The 17720-nt window shown below is 42.7% G+C and carries 10 protein-coding genes and 1 pseudogene; 10 read left to right on the top strand and 1 reads right to left on the bottom strand.

Annotated elements, in window-relative coordinates:
- Nucleotides 1–2438: MiiA motif-containing surface protein (locus QM424_RS08540; RefSeq protein ID WP_414394232.1), on the top strand; the 2438-nt coding region annotated here is incomplete at its 5' end.
- A 113-nt stretch (nt 2439–2551) separates the two neighbouring features.
- Here the strand turns inward: QM424_RS08540 and QM424_RS08535 are convergent.
- Nucleotides 2552–4648 (bottom strand): annotated as a pseudogene (locus tag QM424_RS08535) (GH92 family glycosyl hydrolase).
- 170 nt (nt 4649–4818) lie between these two features.
- On the opposite strand from QM424_RS08535, the gene QM424_RS08530 reads away from it, so the two are divergent.
- The 9 genes from QM424_RS08530 to QM424_RS08490 all read left to right on the top strand — a co-directional run bounded on the left by QM424_RS08530 (nt 4819) and on the right by QM424_RS08490 (nt 17669).
- Nucleotides 4819–6099, top strand: coding sequence for a glycoside hydrolase family 125 protein (locus QM424_RS08530; protein ID WP_414394230.1), 1281 nt, complete (start codon nt 4819–4821; stop codon nt 6097–6099).
- A 98-nt stretch (nt 6100–6197) separates the two neighbouring features.
- Nucleotides 6198–8843: an alpha-mannosidase gene (locus QM424_RS08525; RefSeq protein WP_414394228.1), complete on the top strand. Its 2646-nt coding sequence runs from the start codon at nt 6198–6200 to the stop codon at nt 8841–8843.
- A gap of 83 nt (nt 8844–8926) precedes the next feature.
- Nucleotides 8927–9796, top strand: a complete 870-nt coding sequence (locus QM424_RS08520; protein ID WP_414394226.1) for an ROK family protein — start codon at nt 8927–8929, stop codon at nt 9794–9796.
- Nucleotides 9790–11670 carry a beta-N-acetylhexosaminidase gene (locus QM424_RS08515; protein WP_414394224.1) on the top strand — a complete coding sequence of 627 codons (1881 nt, stop codon included), beginning with the start codon at nt 9790–9792 and terminating at the stop codon, nt 11668–11670. Before QM424_RS08520 ends, QM424_RS08515 begins: the two co-directional genes overlap by 7 nt.
- A gap of 208 nt (nt 11671–11878) precedes the next feature.
- Nucleotides 11879–12808 carry an ABC transporter permease gene (locus QM424_RS08510; protein ID WP_084890484.1) on the top strand — a complete coding sequence of 310 codons (930 nt, stop codon included), beginning with the start codon at nt 11879–11881 and terminating at the stop codon, nt 12806–12808.
- A 13-nt stretch (nt 12809–12821) separates the two neighbouring features.
- Nucleotides 12822–13745, top strand: a complete 924-nt coding sequence (locus tag QM424_RS08505; protein ID WP_000818349.1) for a carbohydrate ABC transporter permease — start codon at nt 12822–12824, stop codon at nt 13743–13745.
- Nucleotides 13746–13954: 209 nt separating this feature from the next.
- Nucleotides 13955–15436 carry an ABC transporter substrate-binding protein gene (locus tag QM424_RS08500; protein ID WP_414394221.1) on the top strand — a complete coding sequence of 494 codons (1482 nt, stop codon included), beginning with the start codon at nt 13955–13957 and terminating at the stop codon, nt 15434–15436.
- A 264-nt stretch (nt 15437–15700) separates the two neighbouring features.
- Nucleotides 15701–16687, top strand: a complete 987-nt coding sequence (trhO, locus tag QM424_RS08495) for an oxygen-dependent tRNA uridine(34) hydroxylase TrhO (protein WP_077804453.1) — start codon at nt 15701–15703, stop codon at nt 16685–16687.
- A gap of 121 nt (nt 16688–16808) precedes the next feature.
- Complete coding sequence (locus QM424_RS08490; protein WP_414394219.1) at nt 16809–17669, top strand: DUF4299 family protein; 861 nt, start codon at nt 16809–16811, stop codon at nt 17667–17669.
- The last annotated feature ends 51 nt before the right edge of the window (nt 17670–17720 follow it).

Here is a 17720-nt window from a genome sequence, read left to right as displayed (position 1 = left end):
CAGAAAAACTTACAGACGCTGAGAAGAAAGCGATCGAAGATAAAGTTAAAGCTGTAAATCCAGATGCAACAGTAGTTGTAGATGATAAAGGAAATGCGACAGTCACAACTCCAGAAGGTAAGACAGCTGTAATTCCAGCAGCAGACTTGACGAAAGATCCAGAAGCTGCAACTAAACCAAATGCAGGTAACGACATCGTTAAACCAGCAGATAAGACAGTAGTAGCAAATCCAGAAAAACTTACAGACGCTGAGAAGAAAGCGATCGAAGATAAAGTTAAAGCTGTAAATCCAGATGCAACAGTAGTTGTAGATGATAAAGGAAATGCGACAGTTACAACCCCAGCAGGTAAGACAGCCGTAATTCCAGCAACAGACTTGACGAAAGATCCAGATGCTGCAACTAAACCAAATGCAGGTAATGACATCGTTAAACCAGCAGATAAGACAGTAGTAGCAAATCCAGAAAAACTTACAGATGCTGAGAAGAAAGCGATCGAAGATAAAGTTAAAGCTGTAAATCCAGATGCAACAGTAGTTGTAGATGATAAAGGAAATGCGACAGTTACAACCCCAGCAGGTAAGACAGCCGTAATTCCAGCAGCAGACTTGACGAAAGATCCAGCAGCTGCAACTAAACCAAATGCAGGAAACGACATCGTTAAACCAGCAGATAAGACAGTAGTAGCAAATCCAGAAAAACTTACAGACGCTGAGAAGAAAGCGATCGAAGATAAAGTTAAAGCTGTAAATCCAGATGCAACAGTAGTTGTAGATGATAAAGGAAATGCGACAGTCACAACTCCAGAAGGTAAGACAGCTGTAATTCCAGCAACAGACTTGACGAAAGATCCAGAAGCTGCAACTAAACCAAATGCAGGTAACGACATCGTTAAACCAGCAGATAAGACAGTAGTAGCAAATCCAGAAAAACTTACAGACGCTGAGAAGAAAGCGATCGAAGATAAAGTTAAAGCTGTAAATCCAGATGCAACAGTAGTTGTAGATGATAAAGGAAATGCGACAGTCACAACTCCAGAAGGTAAGACAGCTGTAATTCCAGCAGCAGACGTAACTAAGTCAGCAGCAGATGCAGGTAAAGCAAATGCAGGAAATGCAGTAAACACACCAGCAGCTAAGGTAGAAGTTAAAGATCCAGCCAAATTAACAGATGAAGAAAAAGCAAAAGTTAAGAAAGCAATTGAGGCAGTAAACCCAGGATCTAAAGTTGTAGTAGACGATAAAGGAAACGTAACAGTAACAACACCAGAAGGAAATACAGCCGTAATTCCAGCAGCAGACGTAACTAAGTCAGCAGCAGATGCAGGTAAAGCAAATGCAGGAAATGCAGTAAACACACCAGCAGCTAAGGTAGAAGTTAAAGATCCAGCTAACTTAACAGACGCTGAGAAGAAAGCGATCGAAGATAAAGTTAAAGCAGTAAACCCAGGATCTAAAGTTGTAGTAGACGATAAAGGAAACGCAACAGTAACAACACCAGAAGGCAAAACAGCAACAATTCCAGCAACAGACTTAACTAAGTCAGCATCAGACGCAGGTAAAGCAAATGCAGGAAATGGAGCAAATACACCAGCAACTAAGACAGTAGTTAAAGATCCAGCTAACTTAACAGATGAAGAAAAAGCAAAAGTTAAGAAAGCAGTAGAGGATGTAAACCCAGGATCAACTGTAGTAGTAAATGATAAAGGTGATGTAATCGTTACTAAAGGTGATGGAACAGTATTAGTAATCCCAGAACTTGACTTAGTAATTCCAGAAGATAAATTAACTGATCCAACTCAACAAAATGGTGTAAATACACCAGCAACTAGAGTGTTAGTTGGAGATAAAGCTAAATTAACAGCTGATGAAATTGAAAAAGTTAAAGAATCAATTAAAGCAGTCAACCCAGGATCAACTGTAGTAGTAGACGAAAACGGAAATGCGACAGTAACAACTCCAGAAGGTAAGACAGCAACAATTCCAGCAGCTCAATTAGTTAAAGATGCTAAAGATGTTGCAGCTAAGAACAATGGTGAAAACATCAACGTTGACTTCGAAAAAGAAACAGTAGCAGACTTCAATAACTTAACAGATGCAGAAAAAGAAGCTGCAAAAGCTAAGATTAAAGGAGCAAATGCTGATGTAGTAGAAGTTATCTTCGACAAAGCAGGAAACGCAACTGTAATTACTAAAGATGGTAAAGTTTACACAATCGTAGCTAAAGATATCTTTAAACAACGTCCTTCTGCAGACAATGGAAGTTCAGCTAATGCTGGTCAAACAGCATCAGCACAAGCAAATGCGCGTAAAGTAGCTCAAGAATTGCCAAATACAGGTACAGCAGATTCTACTGTAGCTATGGTAGCAGCTGCCGCAAGTGCATTACTTGGTCTTGGTCTTGCAGGCCGTCGTCGTAAAGAAGACGAAGAAGCTTAATTGGTAGATTGTTTGATAAACATCAGATGATAAATCCGATTTTCAAAGCTTAAGCAAGTACCTCTCATAAGAAAATCTCCTAGCAGGAAAGTCTGCTAGGAGATTTTTGTATTTCAGGAAGTGGACGGCTGACTTGGTAACCAGCTGAGGGTGAAGGTTAGCTGATCAGCTTTTAGGAGGTCTTGGTGTTGAATAGTTGATACTAGAGTTGTGTCCAGTCGGCATTCTTTGACAAAGTTAAAATGGTTGTGGTTTTGCTCAGTATGAATATCTAGCCATTTATCTTCTTTAGCGAGATAGATTCGGAGGTGGTCAAAGAGAGGGATTCCGAGATCATAGCTTGGTTTTCCTGGACAGGTCGGATAAAAACCGAGAGCTGACCAGATGTACCAAGCAGAGAGACTACCATTGTCTTCATCGCCAGGATAGGCTTGCCAGCTTGGATGAAAGGCTTTCTGACGGAGAGTCTTGATGAGAAGGGCAGTGTAGTCAGGGTAGTTGCTGTAACGGAAGAGATAAGGAATATGGAAGCTCGGTTGGTTGGAAATAGCGAGTTGTCCAAAAGGAGCAGTAGCCATTTCGCTCATTTCGTGAATCTCGTAACCATAGCCTGTTGTCTCAAAGAGGGGGGCCTCCTGACAAGTCTTCAAAAGATAGTTGCTAAAGGCTTCTTTTCCACCCATAAGCTGGATTAAGTATGGGATGTCGTGGAGGACACCTAAAGTCGCTTGAATGGCAGAGCATTCAGCGTAGTCTCGTCCCCAACTATAGGGAGAGAAGTCAGGACGGAAGTTTCCTTGATTGTCTCGCGCTCGCATGTAACCTGTCTCAGCATCAAATAGATGGCGGTAATTTTGTGACGCAGTTCTATAAGTTTCCGCGATGTCATTCTGACTAAGTTTTTCGGCACAGCTGGCGATACAAAAGTCGCTATAGGCATAGTCAAGAGTGTGACTGACACTTTCGTGGTGGTCGGTAGAGAGATAACCTAATTCTTGTTATTGGGCTAGTCCGTGACGACCATTGATGCCGAGAGGGTCGGACTTGGTGGCTGTCTCCAGCATGGCTTGGAGGAGTTCTTTCTCTAAATCGGGAGCCATGTCCTTGCAGGCGCTATCTGCGATAATACCATCTAGCAGGGTACCTGGCATCATGCCCCGTTCATCTGGAGCCAGCCATTTTGGAAGGAAACCAGTATCGCGGTAGCTATTGAGAAAACATTCTAAAAAGCGGTGATAGTGTTCCGGTATGATAAGGGCAAAGAGGGGGAAGGTGGTGCGGAAGGTATCCCAGAAACCATTGTTGCTGAAGAGGACACCGGGCTTGACAGTGCCAGTAGCCAGATCCATGTGGATGGCTTGTCCTGATTCATCAACCTCATAAAAAGTCTGAGGAAAGAGGAAGAGTCTGTAGAGACAGTGGTCAAAGAAGGTTCGGTCAGTCTCTCCTGTCTCTATAATGTCAAAACGATGGAGGAGATTTTCCCAGTTCGCTTGTGCACTTGATTTACAGCTGTCAAAGTCCTTTTGAGGTAGATTAAGCAGTGCTTGAGAAGGAGAGATGAAAGAAGTGGCTAGCTGAATTTCAGTATGGCTACTTGCTAAGTCAATTCGCCAGTCTCTCCCTTCCTGGCTGACAGCAAGAATACCCGTATTCATTTTCAGGGCAGTGAACAGTATCAGTGAATTTTTGTTGGTCTCAGTTTTTCCTTCTTGTCGCAGGGCAAGAGTTCGCTTATCTACTTGCTCCACGGTCAGCTCATCTGCTGCGTGAAGATAGAGGGAGAGGGCTTTGCCTTGCTTTTGTTCCAAACGAATAGAAGCACCGTAGCAAGTCGGTGTGAGCTGGCTTTCAATCTGATAGCGCAGGGAGAAAATCTTCAGATAATGAGGTTGGAAAGAGGCTTTTTCGATATCATAGGAAGACTGGCGGTGAAAGACGCAGTCTCCACCTAGCTGGCCTGTGACAGGTGTCAGAAGGAGCCAAGAGTAGTCCCCAATCCAAGGACTGGGCTGGTGGGTTAATCGAATCCCCTGAAAGATAGGCAGATGCGGATCGAAAAACCAAGCTCCCTCCCGGTCACTGGTCTGGGGCACAAAGTAATTCATCCCAAAAGGAACTCCTGTGTATGGCAGGGTATTTCCCCGAGAGAAGGCATGCTTGCTAGCAGTTCCAAAGCGGGTATCGATGGTTTCAAGTAGTGGTTTCATAGTCTTTCCTTTAGCTGTTTTTCTACATTATATCAGAAAAAGAGGGCCTTTAGAAAAGGAGCTTCAAAGATAACTATTTTGTAGAAAAATGACTATCATTTGTGTATGTATTTTCTGTCTCAAAAGCTATATACTGAAAATGAAACTTGTTTGAAAGAGGATACTGCACGATGATTTATTCAAAAGAAATTGTTAGAGAATGGCTAGATGAAGTAGCAGAGCGGGCCAAGGACCATCCAGAGTGGGTGGATATCTTTGAGCGTTGCTATACAGACACCTTGGACAATACGGTTGAAATCCTAGAAGATGGTTCAACCTTTGTCTTGACAGGGGATATTCCTGCTATGTGGCTTCGAGATTCGACAGCCCAACTCAGACCCTACCTGCATGTGGCTAAAAGAGATGCCCTCCTGCGTCAGACCATTGCAGGTTTGGTCAAACGTCAGATGACCTTGATTCTCAAGGATCCATATGCCAACTCTTTTAACATTGAGGAAAACTGGAAGGGGCACCACGAGACTGACCACACAGACCTTAATGGCTGGATTTGGGAACGCAAGTATGAGGTGGACTCGCTTTGCTATCCTTTGCAGTTGGCTTATCTCCTTTGGAAAGAAACTGGCGAGACTAGCCAGTTTAATGAGACTTTTGTCGCAGCGACTAAGGAAATTCTCCATCTTTGGACAGTGGAACAAGACCACAAGAACTCTCCTTATCGTTTTGTCCGAGATACCGATCGTAAGGAAGACACCTTGGTAAATGATGGCTTTGGACCTGATTTTGCAGTGACAGGTATGACTTGGTCAGCCTTTCGTCCGAGTGATGATTGCTGTCAGTATAGTTACTTGATTCCGTCAAATATGTTTGCTGTAGTAGTCTTGGGTTATGTGCAAGAAATCTTCGCAGCATTAGATCTGGCTGATAGCCAGAGCATTATTGCTGATGCCAAGCGCCTCCAGGCTGAAATCCAAGAAGGGATCGAAAACTATGCCTACACGACCAATAGCAAGGGCGAAAAGATTTATGCTTTTGAAGTGGATGGTTTAGGAAATGCTAGCATCATGGATGATCCAAACGTACCAAGTCTGCTGGCTGCACCTTATCTGGGTTACTGTTCGGTCGATGATGAAGTGTATCAAGCAACTCGTCGTACCATTCTGAGCCCTGAAAATCCATACTTCTACCAAGGAGAATACGCTAGCGGTCTTGGAAGTTCTCATACCTTCTATCGCTATATCTGGCCAATCGCCCTTTCTATCCAAGGCTTGACAACAAGAGATAAGGCAGAGAAGAAATTCTTGCTGGATCAGCTGGTTGCTTGCGATGGTGGTACAGGTGTTATGCATGAAAGCTTCCACGTAGATGACCCAACTCTTTATTCTCGTGAATGGTTCTCTTGGGCCAACATGATGTTTTGTGAATTGGTCTTGGATTACTTGGATATCCGTTAAGGAGCATGTTTTCGCTCAATTGATTCTTAGAAAGAATCACAAATTTACATTTAAAACGTTAACAATAAAAATTTAAATTTAGAATGAGGTTTTACTTCATGGAAAATGTTGTCGTACATATTATCTCACATAGTCACTGGGATCGTGAGTGGTACTTGCCTTTTGAAAGCCACCGTATGCAGTTGGTGGAATTATTTGACAATCTCTTTGATCTATTTGAAAATGACCCTGAGTTCAAGAGCTTCCACTTGGATGGTCAAACTATTGTCCTTGACGACTACTTGCAAATTCGCCCTGAAAATCGTGACAAGGTTCAACGATACATCGACCAAGGCAAACTCAAAATTGGTCCCTTTTACATCTTGCAGGATGACTACTTGATTTCAAGTGAAGCCAATGTCCGAAATACCTTGATTGGTCAAGCAGAATGTGCAAAATGGGGCAAATCTACTCAAATTGGTTACTTCCCAGATACTTTTGGAAATATGGGACAAGCTCCTCAAATCCTTCAAAAATTAGGCATTCACGTGGCAGCCTTTGGTCGTGGTGTGAAACCGATTGGATTTGACAACCAAGTTCTCGAAGATGAGCAGTTTACTTCCCAGTTTTCAGAAATGTACTGGCAGGGTGCGGATGGTAGTCGTGTCCTCGGGATCCTCTTTGCCAACTGGTATAGTAATGGGAATGAAATCCCAGTTGACAAAGATGAGGCCTTGACCTTCTGGAAACAAAAATTGTCAGATGTGCGTGCCTATGCTTCGACTAACCAATGGTTGATGATGAACGGCTGTGACCACCAGCCTGTCCAGAAAAATTTGAGTGAAGCCATTCGTGTGGCAAATGAACTCTTCCCAGATGTAACCTTTGTTCATAGTTCTTTTGATGAATATGTCCAAGCCGTGGAAAGTGCCCTGCCAGAGCAGTTATCAACGGTTACAGGTGAGTTGACCAGTCAGGAAACAGATGGTTGGTACACACTTGCCAACACTTCTTCATCTCGTATTTATCTCAAACAAGCCTTCCAAGAAAATAGCAACCTCCTAGAGCAAGTTGTAGAACCCTTGACGATTATCACTGGGGGTCATAACCATAAGGACCAGTTGACCTATGCTTGGAAAACTCTTTTGCAAAATGCACCGCATGATAGCATCTGTGGCTGTAGCGTGGACGAAGTTCACCGCGAGATGGAAACTCGTTTTGCCAAGGTCAACCAAGTAGGAAACTTTGTTAAGACCAATCTTCTTAACGAATGGAAGGGTAAAATCGCTACAGCTAAGGCTCAAAGTGATTATCTCTTTACTGTCATTAACACAGGTTTGCATGATAAGGTTGATACTGTCAGCACAGTGATTGATGTTGCGACTTGTGATTTCAAGGAATTGCACCCAACAGAAGGTTACAAGAAGATGGCTGCCTTAACCTTGCCAAGTTATCGTGTGGAGGACTTGGATGGTCGTCCTGTAGAGGCTAAAATCGAAGACATTGGGGCTAATTTTGAGTATGATTTACCAAAAGACAAGTTCCGCCAAGCTCGTATTGCCCGTCAAGTGCGCGTGACCATTCCAGTTCACCTAGCACCGCTTTCTTGGACAACCTTCCAATTGCTGGAAGGAGAGCAAGAACACCGTGAAGGCATTTACCAAAACGGAGTGATTGATACGCCATTTGTAACGGTGAGTGTGGATGACAACATCACAGTTTATGACAAGACAACTCACGAAGCCTACGAAGACTTTATCCGCTTCGAAGACCGTGGGGATATCGGAAATGAGTATATCTATTTCCAACCAAAAGGAACAGAGCCAATCTTTGCAGAGCTTAAGGGCTACGAGGTTTTGGAAAACACAGCTCGCTATGCTAAAATCTTGCTCAAACATGAATTGACCGTGCCTGTCAGTGCGGATGAAAAGCTAGAAGAAGAGCAAAAAGGCATCATCGAGTTTATGAAGCGTGAAGCTGGACGTTCAGAAGAATTGACAAGCATTCCTCTTGAAACTGAGATGACTATCTTCGTTGATAATCCACAAATTCGCTTTAAAACTCGCTTTACTAACACTGCCAAAGACCACCGTATCCGTCTTTTGGTCAAGACTCATAACACGCGTCCAAGCAATGATTCTGAAAGCATCTATGAGGTGGTGACACGACCAAACAAGCCAGCAACTTCATGGGAAAATCCTGAAAATCCTCAACACCAACAAGCCTTTGTTAGTCTGTATGACGATGAAAAAGGGGTGACTGTATCCAACAAGGGATTGAATGAATACGAAATCCTTGGAGACGACACTATTGCAGTGACCATTCTGCGTGCGTCAGGTGAGCTAGGTGACTGGGGTTACTTCCCAACACCAGAAGCACAATGCTTGCGTGAGTTTGAAGTCGAGTTTGCGCTTGAATGCCACCAAGCCCAAGAACGCTTCTCAGCCTATCGTCGTGCTAAAGCCTTGCAGACACCGTTTACTAGCCTTCAGCTTGCTAGACAAGAAGGCAGCGTGGCTGCGAATGGTATCCTCTTGAGCCATTCTGTTCTCAGCATACCGCAAATCTGTCCAACAGCCTTTAAGGTAGCTGAAAATGAAGAAGGCTATGTCCTTCGTTACTACAATATGTGTAGTGAAAATGTGCGTGTACCGGAAAGTCAACATCTCTTCCTTGACCTACTTGAACGACCATATCCCGTTCATAGAGGCCTCATTTCACCACAAGAGATTCGTACAGAATTCATCAAAAAAGAAGAAATTTAATTTCAAAAAGTAAACATAAAGAGAAAGGAGGGGCGAAAAGGTAAGAACTAACTGCTGATTCGCCCCTTTTTATGGTAAAAACAATGACCATTGCAACAATTGATATCGGAGGGACTGGGATTAAGTTTGCCAGTCTGACTCCTGATGGGAAAATACTAGATAGGACAAGTATCCCAACGCCTGAAAACTTGGAGGACTTACTAGCTTGGCTAGATCAACGTTTGTCAGAACAGGATTATAGTGGGATTGCTATGAGCGTTCCAGGCGCGGTCAATCAAGAGACAGGTGTGATTGATGGCTTCAGTGCGGTACCCTACATTCACGGATTTTCTTGGTATGAGGCGCTTAGCTCTTATCAGATTCCTATCCATCTAGAAAATGATGCCAACTGCGTTGGACTCAGTGAATTACTGGCTCATCCAGAACTTGAAAATACAGCCTGTGTCGTGATTGGGACAGGGATTGGCGGAGCCATGATTATCAATGGTAGACTTCATCGAGGTCGCCACGGTCTGGGTGGAGAATTTGGCTACATGACCACCCTTGCCCCTGCTGAAAAGCTCAACAACTGGTCGCAACTAGCGTCAACTGGAAATATGGTGCGATACGTGATTGAAAAGTCTGGTCAGACTGACTGGGACGGTCGCAAGATTTACCAAGAAGCTAAAGAAGGTAATACCCTTTGTCAAGAAGCTATTGAGCGCATGAACCGCAATCTGGCGCAAGGCTTGCTCAATATCCAGTATCTCATCGATCCAGATGTCATCAGTCTGGGAGGCTCTATCAGTCAAAATTCAGATTTTATCCAAGGTGTTAAGGAAGCTGTTGAAGACTTTGTCGATACTTACGAAGAATACACGGTCGCACCTGTTATTCAAGCCTGCACCTATCACGCAGATGCCAATCTCTACGGTGCCCTTGTCAATTGGCTACAGGAGGAAAATCAATGGTAAGATTTACAGGACTTAGTCCCAAACAAACGCAGGCTATCGACTTGCTGACAAAGCATATCTCTTTACCAGATGTGGAAGTGGCAGTCACTCAGTCTGATCAAGCGTCTATCTCTATTAAGGGTGAAAGTGGGCACTATCAACTAATTTATGACAAACCTCACCAACTCTATCGCGCCTTGTCCTTGTTGGCAACGGCTCTAGTAGAAGGTAACAAAGTAGCGATTGAAGAACAGGCAGCTTACGAGGATCTAGCCTACATGGCAGACTGTTCGCGCAATGCAGTTTTGAATGTAGCCTCTGCCAAGCAGATGATTGAGGTATTGGCTCTCATGGGCTACTCAACCTTTGAGCTCTACATGGAAGACACCTACCAGATTGAAGGGCAGCCTTACTTTGGCTATTTCCGTGGAGCCTACTCAGCTGAGGAATTGCAGGAAATCGAAGCCTATGCCCAGCAGTTTGACATGACCTTTGTGCCTTGTATCCAGACCTTGGCCCACTTGTCAGCCTTCGTCAAATGGGGTGTCAAAGAAGTCCAGGAGCTCCGTGATGTAGAGGACATTCTTCTCATTGGCGAAGAAAAGGTTTATGACCTGATTGATGGCATGTTTGCTACTCTATCTAAACTACAAACTCGCAAGGTCAATATCGGGATGGACGAAGCCCACTTGGTTGGTTTGGGACGCTACCTGATCTTGAACGGTGTTGTGGACCGTAGTCTCCTTATGTGCCAACACTTGGAGCGCGTGCTGGATATTGCTGACAAATATGGTTTCCACTGCCAGATGTGGAGCGATATGTTCTTCAAACTCATGTCAGCAGATGGCCAGTACGATCGTGATGTGGAAATTCCAGAAGAAACTCGTGTCTACCTAGACCGTCTCAAAGATCGAGTAACTTTGGTTTACTGGGACTATTATCAGGATAGCGAGGAAAAATACAATCGCAACTTCCGCAACCATCACAAGATTAGCCATGACCTTGCCTTTGCAGGTGGTGCTTGGAAGTGGATTGGTTTCACACCCAATAACCATTTTAGCCGTCTCATCGCTCTTGAAGCCAATAAGGCCTGTCGTGCCAATGATATCAAAGAAGTTATCGTGACAGGTTGGGGAGATAATGGTGGGGAAACAGCCCAATTCGCTGTCCTACCAAGCTTGCAAATCTGGGCAGAACTCAGCTACGGCAATGGCCTAGACCGTTTGTCTGCTCACTTCCAGACTAATACAGGTCTTTCGGTTGAAGATTTTATGCAGATTGACCTTGCCAACCTTTTACCAGACCTACCGGGCAATCTCAGTGGCATCAACCCTAACCGCTATGTCTTTTATCAGGATGTTCTCTGTCCAATCCTTGACCGACACATGACACCTGAACAGGACAAACCGCACTTCGCTCAGGCTGCTGAGACGCTTGCTGACATTAAAGAAAAAGCTGGGAACTATGCCTATCTCTTTGAAACTCAGGCCCAGTTGAACCAAATTTTAAGTAGCAAAGTGGATGTGGGACGACGCATTCGTCAAGCCTATCAAGCGGATGATAAGGAAAGTCTGCAAGAAATTGCCAGACAAGAATTACCAGAACTCAGAAGCCAAATTGAAGACTTCCATGCCCTCTTTAGCCACCAATGGTTGAAGGAAAACAAGGTCTTTGGCTTGGACACAGTTGATATCCGTATGGGCGGACTCTTGCAACGCATCAAGCGAGCAGAAAGTCGTATCGAGGCTTATCTGGCTGGTCAGCTGGACCGTATCGATGAGCTAGAAGTGGAAATCTTACCATTTACTGACTTCTACGCAGACAAGGACTTCGCAGCCACAACAGCCAACCAGTGGCATACCATTGCGACCGCATCGACGATTTATACAACTTAAAAACAAGAACAGTGTCCCTTGTTCAGAGTGTTTCCCGTGAAACATCCCTTTCTTCAAAAGTACTCCACATAAAATAATTTGTGGAGTTTTTTCTATAATTAGTAGTTTAACCTAATCTTCAAATAGGAGTATACTAATAATGTAATCGTTATCAAAAGTCTAAAAAGGAATTTTTAGATGGATATCAAAATAAAAAAGGGAGGAAATTATGAATAAGTTTTCAAAAACCTTGAGAGACAACTGGATCTTTCTCTTGATGGTTTTGCCAGGGGCGCTCTGGTTGATTCTATTCTTCTACATTCCAGTATTTGGGAACGTGGTTGCCTTTAAAGACTACCACATGACCAGTAATGGTTTCATAGATAGTATCATGAATAGTAAATGGGTCGGACTAGATAATTTCAGATTCTTATTTAGTTCAAGAGATGCCTTTATTATCACACGAAATACTGTCCTCTACAATCTTGGCTTTATCTTTATTGGCTTGATTGTATCAGTAGGGATTGCCATTATCCTCAGTGAGCTCCGTTCTAAGAGAATGGTTAAAATCTTCCAAACTTCCATGTTGTTCCCTTACTTCTTGTCTTGGGTTATCATCAGTTTCTTTACAGATGCCTTCCTAAACATTGATAAAGGGGTGTTCAACCATTTCCTAGAGTCTATCGGGATGAAGGAAATCAATTTCTACGCTGACTTGGGTATCTGGCCATATCTCCTACTTTTCCTAGGTATTTGGAAAGGCTTTGGATATAGCAGTGTCATGTACTATGCGACAATCATGGGAATTGATCCAACCTACTACGAAGCAGCGACAGTGGACGGAGCCAGCAAATGGCAACGAATTCGCAATGTAACCATTCCGCAGTTGACACCATTGGTAACTGTATTGACCATCCTTGCAGTCGGAAACATCTTCCGTGCAGACTTCGGTCTCTTCTACCAAATCCCCCACAATGCTGGTCAGCTTTATAACGTAACCAACGTTTTGGATGTATATGTTTATAACGGTTTGACTCAGACAGCGGATATCGGGATGGCTTCAGCAGCAGGTCTCTACCAATCAGTTGTCGGCTTGATTCTGGTTATCCTATCAAACTTACTTGCAAGACGAGTTGATCCAAACTCAGCCTTGTTCTAGAAAGGAGGAGAATATGGCAGAAAAGAAAATTAAAAAAGAAAAAATTGATAATGTCGGCATTCACTCCTTCAGTAAGAAAGCAGATATCTTCTTTAGTACCATTTCTGGTTTGATTGCCCTCTCTTGTATCCTACCCTTTATATTTGTTATTGTTATCTCTGTGACAGATGAAAAGAGTATCCTCCAAAATGGATATAGCTTCTTCCCATCTCAATTTGGTTTAGACGGTTTTGAGTTCTTGGCACAGTTTAAGGATAAAATCCTACAAGCCCTCTTCATCTCAGTCTTTGTAACAGTAGTGGGTACTATCACAAATGTTTTTATCACAACAACTTATGCCTACGCCATCTCACGGACAACCTTTAAGTATCGCAGATTCTTTACGATTTTTGCCCTTCTTAGTATGTTGTTCAACGCTGGTTTGGTACCGGGCTATATCGTGGTAACTCGTTTACTTCAACTTGGTGACACTGTTTGGGCCTTGATTGTTCCAATGCTTCTCTCACCATTTAACATCATCTTGATGCGTTCCTTCTTCAAGAAGACCATTCCAGAAGCCATTCTTGAGTCCGCTCGTATCGATGGTGCTAGTGAGGCTCGGATCTTCTTCCAAATCTGTTTGCCATTGTCACTACCAGGTATCGCAACCATTACGCTCTTAACAGCTCTTGGTTTCTGGAATGACTGGTTCAACGCCCTTCTTTACATCAAGAGTGACAACTTGTATCCATTGCAATATTTGCTCATGCAAATCCAGCAAAATATGGACTACATCGCCAAAGCGGTCGGCCTCTCTGGTCAACTGGGCGTTGCACTACCGAAAGAAACAGGCCGTATGGCCATGGTTGTGGTCGCAACCCTTCCAATCGCAATCTTGTATCCATTCTTCCAACGCTACTTTGTAAAAGGTTTGACTATCGGTGGTGTGAAAGAATAGTGCTTGTTGAGAAAAAATATTTCTCAGTTCCCAACTTCCCTTGTGTGAAGTTAATACTCTTCGAAAATTAAATTCAAACCGCGTCAACGTCGCCTTGCCGTACTCAAGTACAGCCTGCGGCTAGTTTTCTAGTTTGCTCTTTGATTTTCATTGAGTATAAGATCATTACATTGTTTATAAGTTTAAAAATAAAAAAAGGAGTTTTTGTCATGAAAAACTGGAAAAAATATGCTTTTGCATCTGCTAGTGTAGTCGCTTTGGCTGCTGGTCTCGCTGCTTGTGGAAACCTTTCAGGTAACAAAAAGGCTGCTGACTCAGCTTCAGGTGATAAGACTGTTATCAAAATGTACCAAATCGGTGACAAACCAGATAACTTGGATGAATTGCTAGAAAATGCTAACAAAATCATCGGTGAAAAAGTTGGTGCTAAATTGGATATCCAATACCTTGGATGGGGTGACTATGATAAGAAAATGTCAGTTATCACATCATCTGGTGAAAACTACGATATCGCATTTGCATCTAACTATGTTGTAAATGCTCAAAAAGGTGCTTATGCTGACTTGACAGAATTGTACAAAAAAGAAGGTAAAGACCTTTACAAAGCACTTGACCCAGCTTACATCAAGGGTAACAGCATTAACGGTAAAATTTACGCAGTTCCAGTTGCAGCCAACGTTGCATCATCTCAAAACTTCGCCTTCAACGGAACTCTTCTTGCTAAATACGGTATCGATATTTCAGGTGTCACTTCATACGAAACACTTGAACCAGTCTTGAAACAAATCAAAGAAAAAGCTCCAGATGTAGTACCATTTGCGGTTACTAAGAACTTCATCCCATCTGATAACTTTGACTACCCAGTTCCAAATGGACTTCCATTCGTTATCGACCTTGAAGGGGACACTACTAAGATCGTAAACCGTTACGAAGTGCCTCGCTTTAAAGAACACTTGAAGACTCTTCACAAATTCTATGAAGCTGGATACATTCCAAAAGACGTAGCAACAAGCGATACTTCATTTGACCTTCAACAAGATACTTGGTTCGTTCGTGAAGAAACAGTAGGACCAGCTGACTATGGTAACAGCTTGCTTTCACGTGTTGCCAACAAAGATATCCAAATCAAACCAATCACTAACTTCATCAAGAAAAACCAAACAACACAAGTTGCTAACTTTGTTATCTCAAACAACTCTAAGAACAAAGAAAAATCAATGGAAGTGTTGAATCTCTTGAACACTAACCCAGAACTCTTGAACGGTCTTGTTTACGGTCCAGAAGGCAAGAACTGGGAAAAACTTGCAGGTAAAGAAAACCGTGTTAAAGTCCTTGATGGCTACAAAGGAAACACTCACATGGGTGGATGGAATACTGGTAACAACTGGATTCTTTACATCAATGAAAACGTTACAGACCAACAAATCGAAGATTCTAAGAAACAATTGGCTGAAGCTAAAGAATCTCCAGCACTTGGATTCATCTTTAACACTGACAATGTGAAATCTGAAATCTCAGCAATCTCTAACACAATGCAACAATTCGATACAGCTATCAACACTGGTACTGTAGACCCAGACAAAGCTATTCCAGAATTGATGGAAAAATTGAAATCTGAAGGTGCCTACGATAAAGTATTGAAAGAAATGCAAAAACAATACGATGAATTCTTGAAAAACAAAAAATCATAAGATTAATTGATTTCGTGTATTCATTCCTAATTCCTAAAAACTGAATCACTGTTTTCCTCAGGTTTGTCTGGGGAAGGCAGTGATTTTTTGAAACGATAGCATATATATCCATGTTTTCTTATCACTATTTAAACATTCAGGCAATTTCGAGAACCTTCTACAATTTCCAGTCAAATAAATTGCATTCGTTTTCTCAAGCAGGTATACTAGTATAGTTAGATGAAAAATTCTGAAAATTTAAGAATAGAAAAGAGAACAAATCTTATGGCAAAAGATATTCGTGTCTTACTTTACTACCTTTACACTCCAATTGAAAATGCAGAGCAATTTGCTGCAGACCACTTGGCTTTCTGTAAATCAATCGGTCTTAAAGGCCGTATCCTAGTCGCTGACGAGGGAATTAACGGAACAGTTTCAGGTGACCATGAAACAACTCAAAAATACATGGACTACGTTCACAGCCTCCCAGGTATGGAAGACCTCTGGTTCAAGATTGACGAAGAAAATGAACAAGCCTTCAAGAAGATGTTTGTTCGCTACAAGAAAGAAATTGTCCACCTTGGTTTGGAAGACAACGACTTTGATAACGACATCAACCCACTTGAAACAACAGGTGCCTACTTGTCACCAAAAGAGTTTAAGGAAGCTCTCCTAGACGAAGATACAGTTGTCCTTGACACACGTAACGACTATGAGTACGACCTAGGACATTTCCGTGGAGCTATCCGCCCAGACATCCGCAACTTCCGTGAGTTACCACAATGGGTTCGTGATAACAAGGAAAAATTCATGGACAAGCGCGTGGTGGTTTACTGTACAGGTGGCGTTCGCTGTGAGAAATTCTCAGGCTGGATGGTCCGTGAAGGCTACAAAGATGTCGGTCAATTGCATGGAGGAATCGCAACTTACGGTAAAGACCCAGAAGTCCAAGGTGAGCTTTGGGATGGGAAAATGTACGTCTTTGACGAGCGTATCGCCGTAGATGTCAACCATGTCAACCCAACTATCGTAGGGAAAGACTGGTTTGATGGAACACCATGTGAACGTTATGTCAACTGTGGAAATCCATTCTGTAACCGTCGTATCTTGACATCAGAAGAAAATGAAGACAAGTACCTTCGTGGATGCTCACACGAGTGCCGTGTTCACCCACGTAACCGCTATGTTTCAGAAAATGAATTGACACAAGCTGAAGTTGTCGAGCGCCTAGCCGCTATCGGTGAAAGCTTGGATCAAGCAGCTACAGTATAATATCAAACAGTCCTTAGGGGCTGTTTTTCTATGCTTTTTACTCAAAAATCTAAAGTTTGTTTCTGTATCTTTCAGAAAAATAAGGTATACTATATGTAAACGATTTCAAAGGAGTCCAGTTATGACGAAAACATTTTTTATTCCAAATAAACAGAGCATTTTAGGAGAACAGGAAATTTTGACTGCCAAGTCGATCTTGGCCTTGGTGGATGGTTTGGAGTCGCATAGTTATGATGCGGTTTATCTCCGTCAACCTCTTAACCGTCTCGAGTATATCGAGTGTGCGATAGTGGGGCAATCACAATTTCTTTTTAAGGTCAGTTATGCTGATGGTCAAAAAGCTTACCGTATTGATCTTCCTGACCTACTAACGAAGACAGACTGGCAGATTATCAAATCATTTTTAGATGCTCTGCTTGCTTATACAGGAACTGAGATTGAGGGGCTAGATGGTTTTGATTTTGAAGCTTATTTCCAAGCAAGTATTCAAGCCCATCTGGCAGACACTGTAGCCCGCTTTACGATTTGCCAAGGAATTTTTAACCCTGTTTTCTTTAGTCGTGAGGACTTGAAAAGCTTTTTAGAGGAAGACGGCTTGGCTCAGTTTGAAGCGCGTATACGTGCGGTTCAAGAGACAGATGCCTACTTTGCAAGAGTTTCCTTCTATCAGGATGGAGAAGGCCAAGTGCACGGTGTTTACCATCTGGCTCAAGGCGTCAAGACCGTTTTACCGAGAGAACCATTTGTTCCTGTAGCCTATATTGAGCAATTGGTGGATAAGGAAGTGCAGTGGGAGATTGACTTGGTTCAAATCACAGGAGACGGCTCTAAACCAGAAGACTATGAAGCCATTGCCCGCTTGGACTATGCAAAATTCCTAGAGTCATTACCATCAGCATCTTACCACCAACTAGATGCCAATCAATTAGAAGTGCAACCCATCTTAGACAAAGATTTTAAAACATTAGCACAAGAAAAGTAAAGTAGAAGCAGGTCAATCGACTTGCTTTTTTGGTATATAAAAAATCCTGCC

Source organism: Streptococcus mitis (assembly GCF_047464945.1).
Lineage (GTDB): Bacteria > Bacillota > Bacilli > Lactobacillales > Streptococcaceae > Streptococcus > Streptococcus mitis_EA.
Note: the sequence above shows the minus strand (reverse complement) of the source record. Positions and strands in the feature narration are given on the sequence as shown.